Raw genomic sequence first — 22,740 nt, forward strand, 5'->3', positions numbered from 1 at the left:
AAGTATTTTTACTTAACACTTATATTTTTAATATTATCCCCATCAAGCTAGATAATTACTACTTTTCAATATAAATAAATTACAGCAAGATAATATTTTAAAAAAAATTTTTATTCTTTTTCAAAATTAAATATAAGTTTTAATTAAAACCTAAATTATAATAATGCTTCTGCAAATTCTTTAGCATTGAATTTTTGTAAATCTTCTACACCTTCTCCAACACCAATATACTTAACTGGAATATTTAAAGTGTTCTTTATTGATATAACAACTCCACCTTTAGCTGTTCCGTCTAATTTAGTTAATATTATACCATCAATAGGACAGGCTTCCATAAATTGTTTTGCTTGAATAACAGCATTTTGTCCTGTTGTTCCATCTAATACTAGAAGAGTTTCTTTTTTTCTATCTCCTAACTCTCTATCTATTATTCTATTTATCTTAGCTAACTCATCCATAAGGTTTTTCTTATTATGAAGTCTTCCTGCTGTATCACATATTAATAAATCTACATTTCTAGCCTTAGCAGCTTGAACAGCATCAAATACAACAGCCGCTGGATCTGATCCTTCTTGGTGTTTAACTATATCAACATTAGCTCTTTGACTCCAAATATCTAATTGATCTATAGCAGCCGCTCTGAAAGTATCTGCCGCAGCTAATAATACTTTCTTACCATTATTTTTATTTCTAGCAGCTATTTTACCTATTGAAGTAGTTTTACCAACTCCATTAACCCCTATTATAAGCATAACTTTCTTTTCGTTATCCTCTTCTTCCTCTTCATAGTCACCTTCTAGCATCATTTCTGCAATAACTTCCTTTAAAGCTGGTTTAACCATTTCAACATCATTTATTTTTTCTTTTCTTATCTTAGCTTTTAATCTGTCTATTATTTCAACAGTTGTATCCATTCCTATATCTGACATTATAAGAGCTTCTTCAAGTTCTTCATACATATCATCATCTATAGTAACAGCTAAATTTAAAGCCTCATTTATTTTATCTGTTAAGTTGTCTCTTGTTTTTGTTAATCCAGTTTTTAATTTATCAAATAATTTTCCAAACATTTTTTGTCCTCCTCTATTTGTCTAAGTCTACTGAAACAATTTTAGATATACCCTTCTCTTCCATAGTGACTCCATACATAATATCAGCAGCTTCCATAGTACCCTTTCTGTGAGTTATTACTATAAACTGCGTATTATCTCTAAACTTGCCTAAAAACTCTGCATACCTTCTTACATTGGCATCATCTAAGGCAGCCTCAATTTCATCTAGAATACAGAACGGTGTAGGTTTCATCTTTAATATTGAGAATAATAAGGCTATAGCAGATAAAACCTTCTCTCCTCCAGACATAAGATTTATGTTCTGAAGCTTTTTACCAGGTGGTTGAACATTTATATCTATGTTTCCTGTGAGCTCATCACCCTCACCTAAAACAAGTTTTGCACTACCACCTTTAAATAATTCTTTGAAAGTTTCATCAAATAATTTATTTAAAATATTAAAGTTCTGTCTAAATACTACTCTCATCTTAGAAGTCATCTCTTCTATAACATTTAAAAGTTCTTCCTTAGCCTTCTCTAAGTCATCTCTTTCTGTAGCCATAAAATTGTGCTTCTCGGATATTTCTTTAAATTCTTCTATAGCATTTACATTTACATTACCTAATCCAGTTATTCTAGCTTTAAGAGTTGTTATTCTTGATTTATGAGCATTAATATCTTCAATAGGCTTAAACCTATTTTTCTCCTCATGAAAACTTGTATTAAACTCCTCTAAAAGTCTCTTATTTAAAATATTTTTTTCATTTTCCTGTTTAGTGTATGTTATATCATTCTTATGAACTTCTTCTTCCTTTTTGGCTATTTCAACTGAAAGAACTTCTATAGCATTTTCTACTAAGTTAATATTTTCTTTCAACTTACCTTTTTTAAGTTCAAAGGATTTAAAGTTTTCCTCAAGAGTAAGTATATTTCCCTCTTCATCCTTTATAAACTTTTCGCATAAAGTTATTTCCTTCTTACTTTCTTCCTTATTAGATTTAATCTCTTCTAAGTACTTAGTAATATTAACAATTTTATTTTCTATATCTTCTATAGAAGAATTTATTCTAGAAGCTTCTTTTTCTCTTCCCTCAATAACTTCTTGAAGTTTAGCCTTGTTTATTTTCATATTAGTTAATCTATCTTTATGCTTAGAAAGAGTTTTTGAAAGTTCTTCACACTTCTTCTCTAGTTCTTTAATCCTTTGCGAATTAGTTACTTCCTTATTCTCAACCTGGCTAATTTTTTCACTAACCAATTCTATCTCTTTTTCTATCTTGGCTTTTCTTGAATCAGTATCTCTCAGTTCTAACTCTAAAGATTTTATAGAATTTTTTATTTTGAAAGTTTCATCGTTAACATTTTTAATCTTATTATTTAAATCTGCTAATTCTAAATTCTTTTCATATATCTTATCTGTGATTTCTTTCCTCTGTCTATTTAAATCCTCTTGAAGATTATTTAATTCCTCTAATTCTTTAGTTAATATATATTCTTCATTTTTAACTCTAACCAGTTCATCTTCTAATGTCTTAACTTCATTTTTTCTAGACATTATACCTGTATTCTTTTGATAAAGACTACCACCAGTAAGAGCTCCACCAGAGTTTACTACTTCACCAGACAAAGTAACAATTTTGTGCCTGTAGTTAAGTACCTTTGCAATCTTTATGGCATTATCTATATTATCACATATTATGGTTTTACCTAATACATAGTTTATTACATTAGTATAAACCTCTTTAAATTCAACTAAATCTGAAGCTATTCCTAAAAATCCTTCACTTTCAACTACATTTTTACTTAGTTCTAACTTCTTACCTCTTATTATTGATAAAGGTAAAAACGTAGCTCTTCCTAATTTATTTTCTCTTAAATGGTTAATAAGAATTTTTGCTACTTCTTCATCTTCAGTTATTATGTTAGAAATACTTCCACCTAAAGCTATTTCAATAGCAGTCTCATATCCAGCTTTAGTTTCTAATACTTCTCCTAAAACCTTACATTTATTTTTATTTATTTTAACACGCCCAGCATCTACACTAGCCATGATTTTCTTTACAGAAAGATTATACCCTTCATACTGCTTCTCTAGCTTGTTTAGCATTTCCTTATTAGCTTCAAGTTTATTTCCTTTGGATAAAACTTGGTTTAACTTATTTTGAGTTTCCTTAATACTAGTAAGTCCTTCTCTAAACTGATTTTCTTTTTCTCTTAATTCTTTTTCTTTATTTTGCTTCTCTTGTTCAATATTTTGAAGTTCTTTTTGAAGAGTTACTTTAGTTGCTAAATTTATTTTTAATGAATTATCATAATTTATTTGCTTATTCTTTGAAGATTCAAGCTTCTCATTTAAATTATTTAATTCACTTTCTAACATTGTTTTTTTATTTTTAGAGGAAGAAACTTTTCTTAAAAGCTCTAACTCCTCATCCTTTATTTGCTTAACTTCTTTTTCCTTAGAAATAAGTTTAGAATTTAATTCATTGACTTCCTTTTCTAACTTATTAATTTCTTCTAATTCTTTAGCAAATTTATCTTTATTTGAAGTAAAATCTTTCTCTATAGAATTCTTTTCCTTCATTAAGCTATTTAGCTTTTCCTTGTTTTCTTCTAATTCTTCTTTATTTTTAAGAACTAATTCATCAATATTCTTAATTCTTTCATTTAAAAGATTTACTTTTCCTAAGCTTCTATTTATTTCTTCCTTCTTAGCAAAGTACTCTTCTTGCTTTTCAGAATGACTATTTTCTAAAGAATCTAGTTCTGCCTTTAAAGCAAACATCTTTTCTCTTTCTGTTTTATATTTTTCCTTTTGTTTATCATTAAAAGCTATTAGATCTTGTATCTTTTCTTTTTGCTTTGATATAACCTCATCAATACTATGAAGTTCACTCATAATAGATGAAATTTCTTTATGTTTAAGCTCATTAGAAAGTTCTAAATATCTTAATGCTTTATTCTTTTCTTCTTCTAAAGGACCTAACCTCTCCTCATAAGTAAAGATTATGTCATTTATTCTAACTAAGTTTTCTTCCGTATTTTTTAACTTTCTCTCAGCTTCAACTTTCCTAGATTTAAACTTAACAATTCCTGCTGCTTCTTCTAGAATAGCTCTTCTATCTTCCGGCTTACCACTTAGAATACTATCTATTTTACCTTGACCAATAAGCGAATACCCTTCTTTTCCTATTCCTGTATCCATAAATAGGTTTACCACATCTTTTAGTCTACAAGGAGAATTATTTATTAAATATTCACTTTCTCCGGAACGGAATAATTTTCTAGTAACTTTTACATCTAAATAATCTAAAGGAAGTTCTCCTAAAGAATTATCTAAAGTTAAGGAAACTTGAGCATATCCTATAGGCTTTCTATATTCTGTACCAGTGAAGATTACATCTTCCATCTTAGCACCTCTTAAAGTTTTAGCACTTTGTTCTCCTAAAACCCATCTTACACTATCTGATACATTACTCTTACCACTTCCATTAGGACCAACTATAGCAGTTATCCCTTTCTTAAAATTTAATTCCGTTTTATCAGCAAATGATTTAAATCCCCTTATCTCAAGAGATTTTAAAAACATATATTCACTCCTATCCTTACATAAACATAACTGGTAATAAAGTTGCTAAAAAGCATATTATTATAAATATAATGGTATATTTTATAACTTTTTCTCTTGTATTTTTTCTCACTTCACTTCACTCCTCATGGTATAAGTTTATATTATGCTAATTAAAATATCAATAAAAAAAGCCTTAGAGATTAACTCCAAGGCATATAATTTATAAATCTATTTTATATACTTTTGATTCTACTTCTATATTAATTTTATCTACTTCCATAGAATTCTCTACCTTAACCTTCAACTCACAATTTTTTGCCTTGTCTTTAAGTTCATTGAAGTATCTCTTCTTATCTGCATAAAGTTTAGAAACCGACTTGTTACTAATCCTTATAATCACCTCTCCACTTTTATCCTTTAGTATATTATAGATATTTTCATTTATAATACTACTTTCTACTAACTCTCTAAAAGCAGGATGGAAAGGTCCATCTACAATATCCTTTCCTAAAGCTATATTATCTGTTGGCTGAAGACCTATTCTTATAACTTGTGTATGATTTTCCTTATACATCTTATAAATCTTAGAACTTATGTATACAGCTTCCTCTAAAGTATATGGCTTATAAGTTCCCTCTAAATACATATCTTCCATGGGAGTATTTTTAACTGTAAGAGCAGGATATATTCTACATATATCAGGTTTCATTTTTATAGATTCTTTTGTTGTTTCTATATCTTTCTCAAAAGTATCCCCAGGTAAACCTACCATTATTTGATGACCTAATGTAAATCCGTAATCCTTTATAAGCTTAGAAGCTTCAAGAACTTCTTCATAACCATGTCCTCTACCTGATTTATGTAATACTTCCTTATCTAAAGATTGAACTCCAAGTTCTATTATATCAACTCTATAATTCTTTAAATGATCTAAAATAAACTCATCAATATAATCTGGTCTAGTAGATAATCTTATATAGTCTATAATTTTTTTATCTTTGTATTCTTTCGCAACAGCTAATAGCTCTCTTTGCTTGTTGATATCAATAGCAGTAAAAGTCCCTCCAAAGAAAGAAACCTCTAATACTCTATCACCTTCGCCAATTGTTTCTATATATTCTTCAATTGTCTTTCTTACAAAATCACTATTAACCTTGTTCTCTTGTTTGTACTTTGGCCCTAATATAATTTCCTTATTTTCCCCAGTGATCTTCCCTTGATTACAAAAAACGCAATCATGAGGACATCCTTCATGAGGAACAAATATAGGTATTATATAGTGTCTTTTTCCCATTTAATTTCACCTAACCTTTGTAGTGCTGCTTTAGCCGCATTTTGCTCTGCTTCTTTTTTGCTATATCCAACACCTTCGCCCATAACCTCATCGTTTATCATAAGATTAGTAAAAAATTTTCTTCTATGAGGAGGACCTTCATGTTTAACTAGATTATAAGCAATGTTAACTTCTCCATTTTTTTGAAGAACCTCTTGTAATCTAGTCTTAAAGTCTAAGATTATTTCTTCATTTATAGCCTTATCTATAACATCTTTAAAGTTTGTTAAGATAAATTCATTTGCAACCTCTATTCCCTTATCTAAATAAACGGCCGCAATTACCGCTTCTAAAGCATCGGCTTGAATTGAGGTTCTTTCTCTTCCTCCAGTTAACTCCTCACCCTTACTCATTCTTATATACTTTCCAAGTAATAGTCTTTTAGAAACTTTATGTAAAGAATTTTCACAAACTACTAAAGCTCTTATTTTAGTTAATTCACCTTCTGATTTTTCCTTGTAATTATTAAATAAATACTTTGTTACACAAAGCTGAAGAACTGAATCTCCTAAAAACTCTAATCTTTCATTGTATTTTACATCTTTAAATTGATTTGCATAAGAACTATGCGTCAATGCTGTTATAAGCACTCCTTTGTTTTCAAACTCAATTCCTATGAGCTTTTCAACTTCTGTTAATTTTATCTCTTTCACCTTAAAATTCATCTCCTTAAGGTTTATTCTTCAAGTTGTTTTTGAAACAACTTCAAGAATAAACTTAAATTAAAAATCCCGCCTAATGCGGGACTTTATTACTTCTCTGTATGTTCTGTAATGTATTCTACTACATCTCCTACTGTTTTGAAGCCCTCAGCATCTTCATCTGGGATTTCCATTTCTAACTCTTCTTCAAGAGCCATTATTAATTCAACTATATCAAGAGAATCAGCACCTAAATCATCTATAAATGTTGACTCCATAGTTATTTCATCTTCGTTTACGCTTAATTTATCAGCAATAATTTCTTTTAACTTATCAAACATTCAATTCACCTCCTAAGTTAATCTAATAAAATATTATTATATATAAAATACATAGTCAATATGCATTACATAATTTTTAAATATTTTTTTGATTATCAAAGCTTTTTTTCGCAATCTCCTCACTTAATTTTCCAATTAAGTCATTATCATGGAATATTTTCGCTTGTCTTATTGCATTTTTGAAAGCCTTAGCATCGGAACTTCCATGTGCTTTTACACATATTCCCTTTACACCCAAAAATGGTGCTCCACCATACTCCTTATAATCCATTTTTTTCTTAAGATTTAATAACGCTGGTGCTAAAAATGGTACTCCTAACTTAGCTAAAAATGATGATTTTACTTCTGCTTTAATCATACTTAATATTGTAGAAGCAACTCCCTCGTACATTTTTAGTACAGTATTTCCAACGAATCCATCACAAACTAAAACATCAACATCTCCTGTTGAAACCTCTCTTGGCTCAACATTGCCTACGAAATTAATATCTTTTTCTTCTTTTAAAAGTTGATAAGTAGCTTTTGTAAGCTCGTTTCCTTTCTCTTCTTCTTCTCCAATATTAACCAATCCAACTTTAGGGTTACTAACTCCCATAACAGATTTAAAATAAACCTCACCCATTTTAGCAAATTGAACTAAATAAGAAGGTTTAGAGTCAACGTTAGCTCCTGCATCAATTATCATAAAAGGACCATTTTTCCCTGGCATAACTGGTGCTAAAGCAGGTCTTTCAACCCCTTTTATTCTTCCTACAATAAGTGTACATCCCGTTAAAAAGGCACCTGTACTTCCTGCTGATATAACAGCCTCACACTCATTATCCTTAACAAGTCTAAGTGCTTTAACAAGACTTGAATCCTTTTTCTTTTTAACAGCCATAGCCGGATGCTCATTAGTAGATATCACTTCTTTTGCATCTATGAAAGTAACTCTTTCTTTATCATATTTAAACTTTGAAAAGGCTTCTTTTAGAATATCTTCTGGACCAGTTATACTTATCTCTATATCCTTAAATTCTTCTAATGCTTGAACACACCCTTCAACTACTGCATTAGGGGAATGATCTCCTCCCATTCCATCTACAGCAATTCTCATGAGTTTACCCCCTTTTTTTCCTATATACAAAGAAAAGAAAGTCATAAGACTTTCTTTTATTCTTCAACTGATACTACTTCTTTACCTTTGTAGTGTCCGCAGTTTTCACATACTCTATGAGCCATTTTCATTTCATGACATTGTGGGCATTCTACGATACCTGGTAAGCTCGCCTTGAAAGTTTGAGCTCTTCTTGAATCTCTTTTTGCTCTGAACGTTTTTCTAGCTGGATTTCCCATTGTTACACCTCCTTATTACTTAAACAAGTCCATTAGCTTTGCCATTCTTAAGTCAATTTCTTCATTGTCACACTGGCATGTTTCTTTATTTAAATCAATACCACATTTTTGACAAAGCCCTTTACAGTCTATGCTGCAAAGTCTTTTTATAGGTAAGGTTGAAATTACGTTTTCTACTACCGCTTCAGCAACATCTAATTCGTCACCTTCTACATAAGCAATAGAATCATCTTCTTGATTTGAATTATTTGTAAATTTCTCATCCATATCTATAGATACTTCATAAGAGAAATTTGTTAAGCATCTTGAACACTTCATTTGAAGTTCTCCAGTAATGTTACCTACTAACTCTATAAAAGACTCACTAGATATAACTTCACCAGTAAAATGTAGAGGCTTTACAACCTTCATATTTTCGCCTTCAAATTCAAAGCTTTTTAAATCTAGAACAAAATCTAATGATTTTCTTCTTTCTCTTTTTGAGCATAATTCTGAAAAATTTAATTTCATAATTTACGTAGTTAAATAACTACTTTCACGCTCCTTAACATAAGATATGCATTGTTTATTCCTAAACAACACATATCTTATTATATTGATTACCTATTTAAAAGTCAAGCATTTTATAATTATTTGCTTACAATACTTACTGTATCTTTTGCTATCATTAATTCTTCGTTAGTTGGAACTACGTAAAGTTTAATTCTTGAACCTTCTTTGCTTATTTCAGCAACCTTAGCTCTTATATTGTTTCTTTCTTCATCTAACTCAATTCCTAAGAATTCTAAATCTCTACATATAGCTCCTCTTTCTATAATTGAGTTTTCTCCAACACCAGCAGTAAATACTATTACATCACATCCATTCATTTCTGCAATGTATGCTCCTATATTTTTCTTAACTGAGTTTCTGAATAAATCTAAAGCTATTTGAGCTTCTTTACTTCCTTTATCAGCAGCCGCTTCCACATCTCTAAAGTCACTGCTTACTCCTGAAACTCCAAATATTCCTGATTTTTTGTTCATTAAAGTATTTACTTCTTGTGAAGTATATCCTAATTCATCTATTAAGTATGTAACTACAGCTGGATCTATGCTTCCACATCTAGTTCCCATCACTAAACCTTCAAGAGGTGTGAATCCCATAGTAGTATCTATACATTTTCCATTTTTTATAGCTGCAATACTTGCACCATTTCCTAAGTGACAAGTTATTATTTTTAAGTCTTCTATATTTTTACCCATAGCTTCTGCAATTTTAGCTGAAACATATTTATGAGAAGTTCCATGGAAACCGTATTTTCTTATGTGCTCTTTTTCATATAATTCATATGGTAATGCATATACGAACGCTTTTTCTGGCATTGTTTGATGGAATGCTGTATCGAATACAACAACCATAGGAACATTTGGCATTAATGCTTTACAAGCATTGATTCCAATTATATTTGCTGGATTATGAAGTGGTGCTAATTTAGCACATTCTTCTAAATCTTTCATAACGTCATCTGTAACTAAAGCAGATTCAGCATATTTTTCTCCACCATGAACAACTCTGTGTCCTATAGCGTTTATTTCATCTAATGATTTTATAACACCATGCTTTTCATCTATTAAAGCTCCTAGTACTAATCTAATAGCATCTTGATGATCTTTCATTGGTTCTATAATCTCATATTTATCTTTTCCTTCGCTCTTTTGAGTTAAGTTTGCCCCTTCTAATCCTATTCTTTCTACTAATCCAGTTGCTAAAGCACTTTCAGTATTCATATCTATTAATTGATATTTTAATGATGAGCTCCCGCAGTTTATAACTAATACGTTCATTACAAAATCCTCCTATTAAACTTATAACCTCAGCTTATTAAGCTTAATTCATCTTAATTTTATCCATCTATATAAAATTCTAATCACTTACTACTTAGTTGCTTGTGCTTGAACAGCAGTTATTGCAACAACGTTAACTATATCTTCTGAACTACATCCTCTTGAAAGGTCGTTTATAGGTTTAGCAAAGCCTTGACAAACTGGTCCAATAGCTTCTGCATTAGCAAATCTTTGAACTAATTTATATCCTATGTTTCCTGCTTGTAAGTCTGGGAATACTAAAACATTAGCATTTCCTGCTACTTTACTGTTTGGTGCTTTTTGAGCAGCTACTTTTCCAACTATGGCAGCATCTAATTGTAATTCACCATCGATATCTAAATCTGGTCTTAATTCTTTAGCTTTTTCTGTTGCAACTCTTACTTTTGTTACTAGATCATGATCAGCACTTCCCATTGTTGAGAATGAAAGCATTGCTACCTTTGGATCCATTTTGCAAAGATTTTTAGCAGTATCAGCAGTAGCTATAGCTATTGCCGCTAATTGGTCTGCATTTGGATTTGGGTTAACAGCACAGTCTGAGAATAATAACATTCCACCTTCTCCATACTCTGATCCTGGTACCATCATTATGAAGAAACTTGATACTACAGATACTCCTGGAGCAGTTTTTATTATTTGAAGACCTGGTCTTAAAAGGTCACCAGTTGTATGCACAGCACCTGATACCATTCCGTCTGCATCATCCATTTTTACCATCATAGTTCCAAAATATAAAGGATCTCTTACGATTTTACTAGCCTTTTCGACTGTCATTCCTTTAGCTTTTCTTAACTCATAAAAAGCATTTATATAAGTTTCTAATTTATCTGAAGTCTCAGGATCAACTACGTTTACTCCGTCTAAATTCACTCCTAAACTTTCAGCTTTTTCTCTAATTACTTGTTCTGAACCTACTAAATAAACGTCAGCAAGTCCTTCTTCTTTTATTTTTTGTGAAGCAATAAGAGTTCTCTCTTCATCACCTTCTGGAAGTACTATCTTTTTTCTATTATTTTTAGCACTTTCCCATATTTGTTTCATAAGTTCCATGTTCATTTCTCCTTTCAAGTCAAAGCAGATGTTATGTGTCATCACACACAATACTAATAATACTATACTCCTATACTAATATATTTTTCAACAGATAACAAACAAAAAAACGGTATCATATTATTTTTTTTATATTAAAAATTATCTGAATTTTCTCAAAAATTTATACACTTTATTATTTTTACATATTACGGTATTATATTTTTATCAAAATATGAAAAAGTGGTGATTTAATATGAATATAACCGGCATAATAACTGAATATAACCCATTTCATCTAGGTCATGAACTTCACTTAAAAAATTCAAAAAAGATTACAAATTGTGATGGAGTTATTTGTGTTATGAGCGGAAACTTTGTCCAAAGAGGCTTACCAGCTCTAACAGATAAATGGACTAGAACTAAAATGGCCTTAGAAGCAGGAGTTGATTTAGTAGTAGAGTTACCAACTCTTTTTGCAACTTCATCTGCTGAGTTCTTTGCCTTTGGAGCTGTATCTTTACTGAATTCTCTAAATATTGTTGATAACCTTTGCTTTGGTTCTGAATGTGGAGATATAGATTTAATAAAAAAACTTAGTGAAATAATTGTCAATGAACCACAAGAATTTAAAGAATATTTAAAAGAGTTATTAAAGGATGGCCTTCCTTTTCCAAAAGCTAGAAGTAAAGCTTTAATGAAGTATCTAGAAGGTACTAATTTTAAAATAGACTTTTCTTATTTAGAAACTGTTTTAAATTCTTCTAATAATATATTAGGTATAGAATATTGTAAAAGCCTTTATAAACTTAAAAGTTCTATAACACCTTTTACAATTAAAAGATTAGGAGCTGATTATAATAAAGATGAGCTATCTAAAAATGAAATAGCTTCTGCATCTGCTATAAGAAAGAGCATTTATACATCAAATATAGAAGAAAGTCTTGAATTTATGCCTGCTCATAGTTATGAAATACTTAAGAATTCTTCATTTAGTAGCCTAGATAAAATGTTTGATTTAGTTAAATATGCTATAATAAGTAATCCTAATATATTAAAGGAAATACCTGAAGCATCTGAAGGAATAGATAATAAGATAGTTCAAAATATAGGAAAAGCTAATTCTTTAGATGAACTAATAAATTTATGTAAGAGTAAACGCTATTCTTATACTAGACTTAATAGAATTTTATGTCATGTACTTTTATGTGTAGATAATGAACTTTTATCTCTTAGAAAATCACCTCCTAAATATATAAGAATTTTAGGTTTTAATAATAAAGGAAGAGAAATTTTAAAAGAGATTAAGCAAAATTCAGAAATAAACATCGTTAATAAATTATCAAAATCTAAACCAGACCCTCTATTAGACTTTGACATAAAAGCTACTAATATTTATAGTCTTTTAAACCCATCTGTTAAAATCAATAGTGATTATTTAAATAGTCCTATTATTTTTTAGATAACAATAATATTATTATATGTACTTAAATATAAATACTATATATGATTTCGCAAAAGGAGGAAACCATGTATAGTATTTTATTTTTACTTATAATAATACTTAGTATAATTTTAATAAAATTATTGAAGATAAAAAGCAATATTATTTTTTCCCTATTCCTAACCCTAACCGTAATATACTTCATAATTAATCCCAAACTTTCCATGGAAGCATCCTTAGCTGGTGCAAAGTTATTTTTTAACTCTGTACTTCCAACAATGTTTCCATTCATGGTTATTTGCAATATGATAATTAACCTAGATGGAATAAAATTATACTCAAAAATTTTAGGCCCTATACTGTGTAAACCATTAGGATTAAGCTATCCTTGTAGCTTTGCTTTGGTAGCAAGTTTTCTTTGTGGATATCCATTAGGAGCAAAATATTCTACAGACTTATATAAAAAAGGAATTATAGAATATGATGAATTTTCGCGTCTCATAAATATTGCTTCTAATATAGGACCTTTATTTTTATTAGGGGCTGTGGGCACATCCATGTTAGGTAATTCTACTTTAGGATATTTACTATTAATACCAAGTTATATTTCAGTATTTATCATAGGAATAATAACCAAAAATAAAAAAAGAGAGAAAAAAATCTCTCTTACTAATGAAGGAATTACTGAAAGCAAAGCATACTATAATCTAGGAGAAGTAATAAAAAAATCTATTGAAGACGCTTCACTAAATATACTTGTCCTATGCGGATACGTAATTATGTTTTCAGTAATAATAAGCATGGTAAAAACCTTATTTATTTCAACTGGAACATTAACAAGTTTGAGTTCACTATTAAACATACCAGAAGATATATTTAATGGCTTATTTCTAGGAGGAATAGAGGTCACAAACGGCTGTAACATAATTGCTTCTAGTAACTTATCAATTTTAAGCAAATTATCCTTGATTTCATTTTTAAGTTCCTTTGGTGGACTTTCAATTATAGCTCAAACCTCTTCTTTCTTCTATAAAGAAAAGGTATCTATTACAAAATACTTTTTTTATAAAGTTTTACAAGGAATAATTTCTTTCGTATTAATGTTCTTTATCTATATTATATTTAAAAATAATATATCAGTATTTTTGATAGAAAGTTCTTTCTTAATTACACTTTCTCCACTAATACTTATTATAGGAATAACCTTAGGATTGGCTATTTTGTATAAATTACTTATCGCCTCTTAATTCCCTAATGTTACTTCTTATTTCATTTGTTGCTTTATCTAAGTCTTCAGTGAAACCAATAGCAAATTTCTCCATATTGTTCTTCATATGGTTAAGAAAGTCTTCTCTTTTATTTGCTATTTCATTTTCTAATTGAGATAATATTTCATCAGCATATTCTCTTGAGCCTAGTCTAATAGTTTTTGCTTGTCTTTGAGCATTAGCTATTATCTCCTGGGCTCTTAATTCTGCTTCTTTTACTATATTATGATTCTCAATCCTCTTTTTCATCATCTCGTAAGTTTCTTGCTTAACACTCTCATTTTCTTTTCTAGCTTCAGCTAAAATTCTTTCCTTTTCACTTAAAACCCATTGTGCTTTCTTAATCTCATCCGGAAGACAATTAGTTATTTGATCTATAAATTCAATCATTTCTTTTCTATCAACCACTACTTTACCGGTGATAGGTACTTTTGATGCATTCTCTACAGTATCCCTCAAATAATCTAATGCTAACATAACATCTGAATCCATACCTTACTCCTCCCCTCTTAAACTACTAATCCTTTCCTCTAAATCTTCTACTATTTCCTTAGGAACAAAATTCTTTATTTCTCCATTAAAACTTGCAACTTGCTTTATTGCAGATGAACTTATATAAGAATAATTAGGACTTGTAACCATAAATACAGTTTCAACCTCATTTGCTAATTCTCTATTCATAAGCGCCATTTGGAATTCATATTCAAAATCAGTTACCGATCTTAGTCCTTTTATTATTACATCTGCTTTCTCTTTTCTTACAAAATCGATTAAAAGTCCATTGAAACTCTTAACCTCTACATTCTGGTACTTCTCAACACATTTCTCTATAAGATTAACCCTTTCTTCTATAGAAAACATACCTTTTTTATTTATGTTTATAAGAACAGCTACTATGACCTTATCAAATTTACTTGCCGCTCTTTCAATAAGGTCTAGATGTCCTTTAGTAATAGGGTCAAAACTTCCTGGATAAACCCCTACCCTCATTTTAGTCCTCCTCTATTTTATAAAAGCAAACTGTTGTATTTCCGTATTTTTTAACCTTTGTAAGTTTTATCTTTTCAGTTCCTTCAAATATTTCTTCACTTGAATCTATCTTAGTAACTATTAATCCATCTTCTTGAAGTAAGTTTTTCTCTTCTATTATCTCTATAGCTTCTGGAATAAGATTTTTCATGTATGGAGGATCTATAAACATTAAATCAAATACTTTTCCTCTTGAAGCTAAACTTCTTAATGCAGAATAAGCATCTGTGTTTAGAGCATGACAAAAATCTCCGAATCCTAATGACTCTATATTTTTCTTTAAAACTGGAAATGTTACTGGACTTTTATCAACTAAGTAGCATTCCTTAGCTCCTCTACTTGCCGCCTCTAATCCTAAACTTCCTGTTCCTGCAAAAACATCTATAACTACTGCATCAGGAATATCCCATTGAATCATGCTAAACATTGATTCTTTTACTCTATCTAGTGTTGGTCTTGTTTCATATGTTGGTGGTGATAATAGTTTTCTTCCTCTTGCTTTTCCTGCTATTATTCTCATTTTTTATGTCCTCCTTTGATTTTCCTTAATTATTTTATCATATTACTAGTTTTTGAACAATTTACTAATTGAAACAAATATATCTACTATTTCTTTCAATTCCTCTCATTATTTCTGTACAAAGTTTTTTATTATCTTCATTTATGTTATTTACGATTAATTTTGCTTCATGGTTAGCACATTTCAGTATATTTATATCATCAACTACATTAGCCAAAATAAATCCTTCATCTCCATGCTGTCTCATACCAAAAACTTCACCTGCACCTCTTAATTTCAAATCTTCCTCAGCTATGTAGAAGCCATCTGAGCTTTCCGTCATTATCTCCATCCTTCTCTTAGTAACATCATTTTTAGTGTTTGCTATGAGAATACAAGATGACTTATGTTCTCCTCTTCCGACTCTTCCCCTAAGCTGATGAAGTTGTGCTAGCCCAAATCTCTCTGCATTTTCTATAATCATCATTGTAGCATTTGGTACATTAACACCTACTTCTATAACCGTTGTAGATATTATACCTTTTATTTCCCCTTTTTTAAAGGTATTTATGATTTCTTCCTTATCTTTTCCTGACATTTTACCATGTAAAATCTCAATTCTTACATCTTTAAATATACCATCATTAAGTTCTTCATAAATCTTCTCAACAGCGTTTAAATTAAGTTTTTCATTTTCTTCTATTAAAGGAGAGACTATATAAAACTGTCTTCCTTTCTTAACTTCTTTCAAAGCAAATTCATAAGCCTTCATTCTATGGTTCATATCTACTAATAAAGTATCTATTGGTTTTCTTCCAGGTGGAAGTTCATCTATTATAGATATGTCCAAATCACTATATAAATATAAAGAAAGAGTTCTTGGAATAGGTGTCGCTGTCATTACTAAAACATCTGCTCTCTTATTTTTATTTATAAGTTTGCTTCTTTGTTCAACACCAAATCTATGCTGTTCATCAGTTACTACAAGGCCTAAATTATTAAGCTCAACATCATCTTGTATAATCGCATGAGTTCCTATTAACATTATTTCTTTTCCAGAAGCAATTTTTTCTTTTATTCTTTTCTTTTCCTTCTCTTTAGTACTACCTGTTAAAAGCTCTATATCTACTCCAAAAGCATCTAAATATTTCTTAGCCTCAGCATAATGTTGATTAGCTAAAATTTCAGTAGGTGCCATAAGTACTGTTTGATATCCATTCATATATACATTAAACATAGATATTAAAGCAACTAGGGTTTTTCCTGAACCAACATCTCCTTGCACCAATCTATTCATAGCAATATTTCTCTTTTGGTCCATAAGTATTTCTCTAAGAGTTCTAGATTGTGCATTAGTTAAGGTATATGGTAATGATTCCTTTAACTCTTTAAGAAGAGGACTCATTTTAAAGCTTATACCACTATTTTCTTTCTTTATATGAGTTTTCATCATTATTATCTTTAAAGAATAAGTAAAGAGTTCCTGAAACTTCAATCTATTTATAGCACTTTGTAATTCTCCTCTTCCTTCTGGAAAATGGATACTTCTTATGGCTTTATCTAAGGAAATAAGCTTATATTTATCAACTATTTCATTAGGTAAATTCTCTTTTATAATCATATTCTTAAGTATTTCATTTATCAACTTTACTATTATCTTGTTAGTTAATCCATTTTTCAATGTGTATATAGGTAATATTTCACTTTTATTAGCTTCCTTACAAGGTATTAATGGATTAATCACCTCTAAAGTATTACCAACCTTCTTAAATTTCCCCATAAGATTATATTCATTACCTAAAATAAAATTTCTTTTAATATAAGGTTGATTAAACCATTTTCCTACAACCTTTAAATTATTGTATGTAAAATTAATAGTAGTCAATGTTTTTCCATTTCTAGTTCTTATAGAGCTTCCATAACTTTGAACCCTACATTTTAAAATAGCTTTTTCACCACTTGTATCTCCATTTAGATTTATGTCATCAGTTAAAAACTCATAATCTCTAGGAAAATATAAAAGTAAATCTAAAACAGTGAATATTCCTACTTTATTAAATTTTTCTTTAAGCTTAGGTCCAACACCTTTTATAAATCCTATATCATCATATATATTAATCCTAATCCCCTCCTTCAGATAAAAGTTTAACTAAATCTTTCTATCTAATTTTCATAGAACTATGAAGATTAATTAATAATTTTCAAATTATGTTTTAAGTAAATAGCACTTGAAAACATAGGCAATTATTAAAGTAAAATTGCAAAATTAAAGGATTATAACCATAAAAATATAGCTATAACCCCATAATAAGATTTCTATTTCTATTAGTTTTATCAAAAACTAAAATTTATATAATAATTATTAAGTCTCAATTATTCTACTGACATTATGAAGTAGTATAATGGCTGTTCTCCATTATAGCATTGAACATCTAAGTCATCATATTTTTCTTCTAACTTCTCAATTAAAGCATCAACTTTTTCTTCTTCACAGTCTTTACCATAGAATATAGTAATTAACTCTGAATCTTCATCAACTAAAGAATCTATTAAATCCTCAGCTACTTTATATGGATCCTCTCCAACTTCTTTTATTTTACCTTCAACTAAGCCTAAAATATTACCTTCTTTGATTTCTTTTCCATCAATTTCAGTATCTCTAACAGCATATGTTACAGAAGTTGTTTTAACCATTTCCATAGCTTCTTTTAGTTCTTCAACATTTGCTTCTACATCAGCCTCAGGGTTAAACATAGTTATACAAGTTATTCCTTGAGGAATTGTCTTAGTTGGTATAACTCTTATATCCTTGTCTGAAATTTCAGCTGCTTGGTTAGCTGCCATAATTATATTTTTATTATTAGGTAAAATGAATATGTGTTCAGCATTTAATTTTTCAATAGCTGCTAACATATCTTGAGTACTTGGATTCATAGTTTGACCACCTTCTATAACATAGTCAACACCTAAGTCCTTAAATATGTTTTTCATACCTTCACCCATTGCTACTGATATAAATGCATATCTCTTAAATTCTTCAGCTGCAACGCTTTCCTCTGTTTCAGCGGCTTCTTCATACATACCTTCAAGCATTTCTCTATGCTCTTCTCTCATGTTATCAATTTTAATCTTTGAAAGTTCTCCAAATTTAACTGCTTCTTCAAGAACTTTTCCTGGATTATTTGTATGAATATGAACTTTAATTACATCTTCATATCCAACAACAACTAAAGAATCACCTTGCTCTATAACCTTTGCTCTGAAGTCTTCTGCATGAGTTGCATCTCCTAATATTATGAACTCAGTACAGTATCCAAATTTAATGTCTTCTTCACTCATAGTTTCACTTCTTTGAGCCTGAGCCACTGAAGATTTAACAGCTTGAGGTTTTCCTGTAGTTACTTTTAAATCATTTTCTAAAGCTTCTTGTATTCCTTGAAGGATTATTAATAATCCCATTCCGCCTGAATCAACAACTTTAGCCTTCTTTAACGCTGGTAACATTTCTGGTGTTTTATCAAGCATTATTTTGCTTTCTCTGCAAACTTCTCTCATAAGCTCAGTTATATCATCTTCTTTTAGAGCTACAGCCACTTCTCCAGCAGTTCTAACAATTGTAAGTATTGTTCCCTCTGTTGGTCTCATTACAGCCTTATAGGCTGACTTGCTACCTTCTAAAAGTGAATTAGCGAATTCACTTGCATCAACTTCCTCTTTTCCTTCAAGCCCTTTTGAGATACCTCTAAGGATTTGTGAAAGAATAACACCTGAGTTTCCTCTAGCACCCATAAGTGCACCTTTAGCAAGTTTCTTAGAAACTTCTCCAATGTTCTTGCTATTCATTCCTTCAATTTCCTTAACAGCTGCCCTAAATGTCATAGACATGTTTGTTCCTGTATCTCCATCTGGAACTGGGAAAACATTAAGAGAGTTTACATATTCACTCTGTAACTCTAACTTATTTGCTGCATTACTCATCATATAATACAAGTGTTCCCCATTTATTTTATTAAATTTCATTCTGTTTTACCTCCTAGACTCTAACCGCTTGAACATTTACTGTTATGCTAGATACTTTAAGCCCAGTATAATTTTCAACATTGTACTTAACTTTTTGAATTATATTGTTTGCTATTACAGATATTTTTGTACCATACTCTACCATAACAAATACTTCTATTGTTAACTTATTATTTTTATTATCTATCTTTACGCCTTTTGTTAAATTTTCTATTCTCATTAACTCCCAAAGGCCTTCTGTAGCACTCTTAGAAACCATTCCAACAACTCCGTAGCATTCCATTGTTGATAACCCAACAATTTTTGCTAAAACGTCATCAGTGTAAGACACATTTCCATATTCATTTGAATATCCTATCATGGCGATTCCTCCTCAACTATTACATATACTATATTCTATATTAAATACATTTATTATTCAAGAACTATATACGTTTAGCAACATATTTTTAAAGATTTATTTTAATATTATACTTGCATAATTAGTATATCTTATGATAGAATATTATCTGTCCTATTGAAGATTTTATCTTCATTTTAAAGGAGGTGTTTTTAATGGCAAGAAGATGCGAGATTTGTAACAAAGGAGTTGTCGCTGGAGTACAATACAGTCACTCACACAGACAATCAAAGAGAACTTGGGCTCCTAACATAAAAAAGGTTAAAGCAATCGTTAAAGGAACACCAAAAACTGTTCACGTTTGTACAAGATGCTTAAGATCTGGAAAAGTTCAAAGAGCTATATAAGAAATCTTTGGCAAAAATGCAGTTATTAAACTGCATTTTTATTTTGCACAAAAATAAGGGATAAGTCTTACTTATCCCTTACTTTTTCCATCTTATGTATCAGATTTCTTATTACCCTTAAAAATTCTAACTATTTTAGCTAAGAATTTTGGCAACTTAATAGTCATTATTCTCATAAACTCTCTCCTACTTTCAAAATTATTTCTTATTTTATTTTATGCAGAAGAAACTCAAATTGTGTTTAATCTCTTGAATATATAACTAAAACTTCACCTTTTTCAAAGGATATATCAATATATTCATCAACGAACTCATTAGACACACATAATGAATCTCCTATTAAAAGTTTATGATTATGAAGTTCATATTTAGAACCTTTTATAGAAAAATTGTTTACTGGTGAACCCAAAGCTTGAAAAGATATATATTCTCCAAACTCTTTTTTAAGAGTTGTCCCTTTATTCTTTAAATAAATTTTATTATTATTATCAATAATATATGAATCTATCCCTCTTATTAAAGCCTCTCTTAAAAGACCTAAATTTGCCATAACATGATCTAACCTTGTTCCTGTAACTCCTAAAAAAGCAATCTCTGTTGCTCCCAGCTCTACAGCCTTAAAAAATGCAATTTCTGTGTCAGTATTATCTTTTTCAGGATTAAATTTTTCTACCTTTATATTATCTAATATACCCTTAAATTCTTCTCCTATGGAATCAAAATCTCCTAGCGCATAATCTGGAGTAAAGCCATTTTCTAAATAAACTTCTACCCCTCTATCAGCAGCTATTAATACATCGCAATCTTTTATTTCACTTTCCAATAACTCTTTACTAGGTTTTTCTCCTCCAGCTATTATAAGTGCTTTCATATTATAGTGCCTCTCTTAAAGCTTTAATATTCTCTTCTATTTTATCTTCTTTGAATACAGCTGATCCAGCAACTAAAACATTAGCTCCTGCCTCTACTATTTCTTTTATATTATTCGCACCTACTCCACCATCTACTTGTATTAGTAAGTCTTCTTTTCCACATGCCTTAGCCATTTCTTTTACTTCCTTTATTTTATCTAAGCTATATGGTATGAAGCTTTGTCCTCCAAATCCTGGATTAACAGACATTATTAATACCATGTCTAGTGAAGATATTAAATTTTGAATCATTGACACTGGTGTTCCTGGATTTAAGGCTATCCCTGCTTTGCATCCTTTACTCTTTATGTAATTTATTGTTCTATCAATATGTCTATCAGCTTCATAGTGTACAGTTATTAACTCTGCTCCTGCACTTATGAATTCATCTATGTATCTTCCTGGTTCCTCTATCATTAAGTGAACATCAAAAACAAGATTACTTAGTCCTCTTATTGCTTTCATTATTGGAAAGCCAAAGCTTATATTTGGAACAAAATGACCGTCCATTACATCTATGTGTAAGAACTCTGCCCCACCTTTTTCTACTCTTTGAACTTGTTCTCCTAAAATACTGAAATCTGCTGATAATATTGATGGTGCTATTTTAACCATTAATTACCCCTCCTATTTATTATCTCTTCTAATGTTTTTATATAAAATTCATATCTTAACTTATTTATTTTACCCTCTTCAACGGCTTCTTTTACAGCACATTTAGGCTCTTTATAATGATTACATCCATTGAATTTACAAAGATTATTGTACTCATTAAATTCTGGGAAACAATACTTTAAGCTGTCTCTATCTATAAAAGTAACATCTAAAGTAGTGAAACCTGGAGTGTCAACTAAATATCCATTATCTACGTCTATAAGTTCACTATGTCTAGTAGTATGCTTACCTCTTCCAATCTTCTCGCTTACACTTCCAGTTTCCATATGCTCTCTATCGATAAAAGCATTTAAAAGTGTAGATTTTCCTGCTCCAGAAGGACCACAAAGAACTGTTATATTATTCTCTAATCTTTCTTTTAAAGCATCAAAACCCTTTCCTTCCTTGGCATTTATGAAAAGAACCTCATAACCTATATCATTTATTAATTCCTTTAAGTTTTCCTTTTCTTCCTCTGTACATAAATCCTCTTTATTTAAACAGACAACAGCATGTATATCATTATACTCACAAAGAGTTAAAAATCTATTTAATAAATCTAAATTTATATCAGGGTTCTTTATTGCAAATACAACGAAAGCTTGTGTTACGTTTGCAACTGTTGGTCTTATAAGCTCTGAGCTTCTCTCATGTATTTCCTCTATTACACCTTTTCCATTCTCTACTTTTATTGTAACTCTATCACCTACCATAGGTTTTAATGAATTATATCTGAATTTCCCTCTAGCTTTACACTCAATTATTCCTTCTTCTGTTTTTATATAATAGAATCCACCTATTCCTTTAATTATAATTCCTTCCATGTTTCCTCCCTATCTTTAATACTTATATATTCTTATAATAAACAAATTTTAATATAAAATGCAAGAAGCTTAAGCATTATATATTAACTTCTTTCTCTCTTAACACTGATTTCTATTTATATTCTCTCACCTATAAAATTTTTTACTTATAAATTTTTATAAAATAAAAAGGGA

24 protein-coding genes are annotated in these 22,740 nt (G+C 29.8%); 3 read left to right on the forward strand and 21 right to left on the reverse strand.

Going from position 1 to position 22,740, the window contains the following annotated elements; genetic code table 11:
- Window positions 1-155: 155 nt before the first annotated feature.
- The 11 genes from ftsY to pta form a co-directional block, all read right to left on the reverse strand.
- Entirely contained in the window at window positions 156-1,070 is a 915-nt protein-coding gene (gene ftsY / locus AC2JAQ_RS10785) for a signal recognition particle-docking protein FtsY (protein WP_488456457.1), read from the reverse strand.
- A gap of 13 nt (window positions 1,071-1,083) precedes the next feature.
- Complete coding sequence (smc, locus tag AC2JAQ_RS10790; protein WP_488456458.1) at window positions 1,084-4,641, reverse strand: chromosome segregation protein SMC; 3,558 nt, start codon at window positions 4,639-4,641, stop codon at window positions 1,084-1,086.
- A 16-nt stretch (window positions 4,642-4,657) separates the two neighbouring features.
- Window positions 4,658-4,753, reverse strand: a complete 96-nt coding sequence (locus tag AC2JAQ_RS10795) for a DUF4044 domain-containing protein (RefSeq protein ID WP_423237537.1) — start codon at window positions 4,751-4,753, stop codon at window positions 4,658-4,660.
- A gap of 90 nt (window positions 4,754-4,843) precedes the next feature.
- Window positions 4,844-5,917 (reverse strand): elongator complex protein 3, encoded by a 1,074-nt coding sequence (locus tag AC2JAQ_RS10800; RefSeq protein WP_488456459.1) that lies wholly within the window; start codon window positions 5,915-5,917, stop codon window positions 4,844-4,846.
- Complete coding sequence (gene rnc / locus AC2JAQ_RS10805) at window positions 5,896-6,609, reverse strand: ribonuclease III (RefSeq protein ID WP_488456460.1); 714 nt, start codon at window positions 6,607-6,609, stop codon at window positions 5,896-5,898. The genes AC2JAQ_RS10800 and rnc overlap by 22 nt, the downstream gene beginning before the upstream one ends.
- 98 nt (window positions 6,610-6,707) lie before the next feature.
- Complete coding sequence (acpP, locus tag AC2JAQ_RS10810; protein ID WP_003458423.1) at window positions 6,708-6,938, reverse strand: acyl carrier protein; 231 nt, start codon at window positions 6,936-6,938, stop codon at window positions 6,708-6,710.
- Window positions 6,939-7,014: 76 nt separating this feature from the next.
- The gene (gene plsX / locus AC2JAQ_RS10815; protein WP_488456461.1) at window positions 7,015-8,034 is read right to left on the reverse strand and encodes a phosphate acyltransferase PlsX; all 1,020 of its coding nucleotides are present in this window, start codon (window positions 8,032-8,034) and stop codon (window positions 7,015-7,017) included.
- Between the two features lie 56 nt (window positions 8,035-8,090).
- A complete protein-coding gene (rpmF, locus tag AC2JAQ_RS10820) occupies window positions 8,091-8,273 on the reverse strand; it encodes a 50S ribosomal protein L32 (protein WP_488456462.1) in 183 nt (60 codons plus the stop codon).
- A gap of 15 nt (window positions 8,274-8,288) precedes the next feature.
- Window positions 8,289-8,783, reverse strand: coding sequence for a YceD family protein (locus tag AC2JAQ_RS10825; protein ID WP_488456463.1), 495 nt, complete (start codon window positions 8,781-8,783; stop codon window positions 8,289-8,291).
- Between the two features lie 119 nt (window positions 8,784-8,902).
- Window positions 8,903-10,099 (reverse strand): acetate/propionate family kinase, encoded by a 1,197-nt coding sequence (locus AC2JAQ_RS10830; RefSeq protein WP_488456464.1) that lies wholly within the window; start codon window positions 10,097-10,099, stop codon window positions 8,903-8,905.
- Window positions 10,100-10,189: 90 nt separating this feature from the next.
- Window positions 10,190-11,191 carry a phosphate acetyltransferase gene (pta, locus tag AC2JAQ_RS10835; RefSeq protein ID WP_423237543.1) on the reverse strand — a complete coding sequence of 334 codons (1,002 nt, stop codon included), beginning with the start codon at window positions 11,189-11,191 and terminating at the stop codon, window positions 10,190-10,192.
- A 235-nt stretch (window positions 11,192-11,426) separates the two neighbouring features.
- Here pta and AC2JAQ_RS10840 point away from each other — a divergent pair, with 235 nt between their 5' ends.
- On the forward strand, window positions 11,427-12,632 hold the full coding sequence (locus AC2JAQ_RS10840) for a nucleotidyltransferase (protein WP_488456465.1): 1,206 nt from the start codon (window positions 11,427-11,429) through the stop codon (window positions 12,630-12,632).
- Window positions 12,633-12,700: 68 nt separating this feature from the next.
- On the forward strand, window positions 12,701-13,861 hold the full coding sequence (gene ylbJ / locus AC2JAQ_RS10845) for a sporulation integral membrane protein YlbJ (protein ID WP_488456466.1): 1,161 nt from the start codon (window positions 12,701-12,703) through the stop codon (window positions 13,859-13,861).
- On the opposite strand, the gene AC2JAQ_RS10850 is transcribed toward ylbJ, so the two are convergent.
- The 6 genes from AC2JAQ_RS10850 to AC2JAQ_RS10875 all read right to left on the reverse strand — a co-directional run bounded on the left by AC2JAQ_RS10850 (window position 13,844) and on the right by AC2JAQ_RS10875 (window position 19,791).
- Entirely contained in the window at window positions 13,844-14,374 is a 531-nt protein-coding gene (locus tag AC2JAQ_RS10850; RefSeq protein ID WP_423237546.1) for an ATPase, read from the reverse strand. The genes ylbJ and AC2JAQ_RS10850 overlap by 18 nt on opposite strands.
- 3 nt (window positions 14,375-14,377) lie before the next feature.
- The gene (gene coaD, locus AC2JAQ_RS10855) at window positions 14,378-14,872 is read right to left on the reverse strand and encodes a pantetheine-phosphate adenylyltransferase (RefSeq protein WP_488456467.1); all 495 of its coding nucleotides are present in this window, start codon (window positions 14,870-14,872) and stop codon (window positions 14,378-14,380) included.
- A gap of 1 nt (window position 14,873) precedes the next feature.
- Window positions 14,874-15,431 carry a 16S rRNA (guanine(966)-N(2))-methyltransferase RsmD gene (rsmD, locus tag AC2JAQ_RS10860; RefSeq protein WP_488456468.1) on the reverse strand — a complete coding sequence of 186 codons (558 nt, stop codon included), beginning with the start codon at window positions 15,429-15,431 and terminating at the stop codon, window positions 14,874-14,876.
- Between the two features lie 64 nt (window positions 15,432-15,495).
- Window positions 15,496-17,529, reverse strand: a complete 2,034-nt coding sequence (gene recG / locus AC2JAQ_RS10865; RefSeq protein WP_488458798.1) for an ATP-dependent DNA helicase RecG — start codon at window positions 17,527-17,529, stop codon at window positions 15,496-15,498.
- 254 nt (window positions 17,530-17,783) lie between these two features.
- A complete protein-coding gene (locus AC2JAQ_RS10870) occupies window positions 17,784-19,430 on the reverse strand; it encodes a DAK2 domain-containing protein (RefSeq protein ID WP_488456469.1) in 1,647 nt (548 codons plus the stop codon).
- 13 nt (window positions 19,431-19,443) lie between these two features.
- A complete protein-coding gene (locus AC2JAQ_RS10875; RefSeq protein ID WP_423237550.1) occupies window positions 19,444-19,791 on the reverse strand; it encodes an Asp23/Gls24 family envelope stress response protein in 348 nt (115 codons plus the stop codon).
- 194 nt (window positions 19,792-19,985) lie between these two features.
- Between AC2JAQ_RS10875 and rpmB the strand changes: the two genes are divergently transcribed.
- Window positions 19,986-20,177 (forward strand): 50S ribosomal protein L28, encoded by a 192-nt coding sequence (rpmB, locus tag AC2JAQ_RS10880; protein WP_003458496.1) that lies wholly within the window; start codon window positions 19,986-19,988, stop codon window positions 20,175-20,177.
- Between the two features lie 92 nt (window positions 20,178-20,269).
- Here rpmB and spoVM read toward each other — a convergent pair whose 3' ends face one another.
- From spoVM to rsgA, 4 genes are all read right to left on the reverse strand, one after another.
- A complete protein-coding gene (spoVM, locus tag AC2JAQ_RS10885) occupies window positions 20,270-20,353 on the reverse strand; it encodes a stage V sporulation protein SpoVM (RefSeq protein WP_423237950.1) in 84 nt (27 codons plus the stop codon).
- Window positions 20,354-20,418: 65 nt separating this feature from the next.
- Entirely contained in the window at window positions 20,419-21,048 is a 630-nt protein-coding gene (locus tag AC2JAQ_RS10890) for a thiamine diphosphokinase (protein WP_488456470.1), read from the reverse strand.
- Between the two features lies 1 nt (window position 21,049).
- Window positions 21,050-21,703 carry a ribulose-phosphate 3-epimerase gene (rpe, locus tag AC2JAQ_RS10895; protein WP_488456471.1) on the reverse strand — a complete coding sequence of 218 codons (654 nt, stop codon included), beginning with the start codon at window positions 21,701-21,703 and terminating at the stop codon, window positions 21,050-21,052.
- Window positions 21,703-22,566 (reverse strand): ribosome small subunit-dependent GTPase A, encoded by an 864-nt coding sequence (rsgA, locus tag AC2JAQ_RS10900; RefSeq protein WP_423237553.1) that lies wholly within the window; start codon window positions 22,564-22,566, stop codon window positions 21,703-21,705. The genes rpe and rsgA overlap by 1 nt, the downstream gene beginning before the upstream one ends.
- Window positions 22,567-22,740 lie beyond the last annotated feature (174 nt).

The sequence above is a fragment of the Clostridium sp. LIBA-8553 genome (genome assembly GCF_057782465.1).

Coding starts and splice junctions, on each gene's coding strand:
- ftsY (WP_488456457.1), bottom strand. CDS start 1,070: ATGTTTGGAAAATTATTTGATAAATTAAAAACTGGATTAACAAAAACA.
- smc (WP_488456458.1), bottom strand. CDS start 4,641: ATGTTTTTAAAATCTCTTGAGATAAGGGGATTTAAATCATTTGCTGAT.
- AC2JAQ_RS10800 (WP_488456459.1), bottom strand. CDS start 5,917: ATGGGAAAAAGACACTATATAATACCTATATTTGTTCCTCATGAAGGA.
- acpP (WP_003458423.1), bottom strand. CDS start 6,938: ATGTTTGATAAGTTAAAAGAAATTATTGCTGATAAATTAAGCGTAAAC.
- plsX (WP_488456461.1), bottom strand. CDS start 8,034: ATGAGAATTGCTGTAGATGGAATGGGAGGAGATCATTCCCCTAATGCA.
- rpmF (WP_488456462.1), bottom strand. CDS start 8,273: ATGGGAAATCCAGCTAGAAAAACGTTCAGAGCAAAAAGAGATTCAAGA.
- AC2JAQ_RS10825 (WP_488456463.1), bottom strand. CDS start 8,783: ATGAAATTAAATTTTTCAGAATTATGCTCAAAAAGAGAAAGAAGAAAA.
- AC2JAQ_RS10830 (WP_488456464.1), bottom strand. CDS start 10,099: ATGAACGTATTAGTTATAAACTGCGGGAGCTCATCATTAAAATATCAA.
- pta (WP_423237543.1), bottom strand. CDS start 11,191: ATGGAACTTATGAAACAAATATGGGAAAGTGCTAAAAATAATAGAAAA.
- AC2JAQ_RS10840 (WP_488456465.1), top strand. CDS start 11,427: ATGAATATAACCGGCATAATAACTGAATATAACCCATTTCATCTAGGT.
- ylbJ (WP_488456466.1), top strand. CDS start 12,701: ATGTATAGTATTTTATTTTTACTTATAATAATACTTAGTATAATTTTA.
- AC2JAQ_RS10850 (WP_423237546.1), bottom strand. CDS start 14,374: ATGGATTCAGATGTTATGTTAGCATTAGATTATTTGAGGGATACTGTA.
- coaD (WP_488456467.1), bottom strand. CDS start 14,872: ATGAGGGTAGGGGTTTATCCAGGAAGTTTTGACCCTATTACTAAAGGA.
- rsmD (WP_488456468.1), bottom strand. CDS start 15,431: ATGAGAATAATAGCAGGAAAAGCAAGAGGAAGAAAACTATTATCACCA.
- AC2JAQ_RS10870 (WP_488456469.1), bottom strand. CDS start 19,430: ATGAAATTTAATAAAATAAATGGGGAACACTTGTATTATATGATGAGT.
- AC2JAQ_RS10875 (WP_423237550.1), bottom strand. CDS start 19,791: ATGATAGGATATTCAAATGAATATGGAAATGTGTCTTACACTGATGAC.
- rpmB (WP_003458496.1), top strand. CDS start 19,986: ATGGCAAGAAGATGCGAGATTTGTAACAAAGGAGTTGTCGCTGGAGTA.
- spoVM (WP_423237950.1), bottom strand. CDS start 20,353: ATGAGAATAATGACTATTAAGTTGCCAAAATTCTTAGCTAAAATAGTT.
- AC2JAQ_RS10890 (WP_488456470.1), bottom strand. CDS start 21,048: ATGAAAGCACTTATAATAGCTGGAGGAGAAAAACCTAGTAAAGAGTTA.
- rpe (WP_488456471.1), bottom strand. CDS start 21,703: ATGGTTAAAATAGCACCATCAATATTATCAGCAGATTTCAGTATTTTA.
- rsgA (WP_423237553.1), bottom strand. CDS start 22,566: ATGGAAGGAATTATAATTAAAGGAATAGGTGGATTCTATTATATAAAA.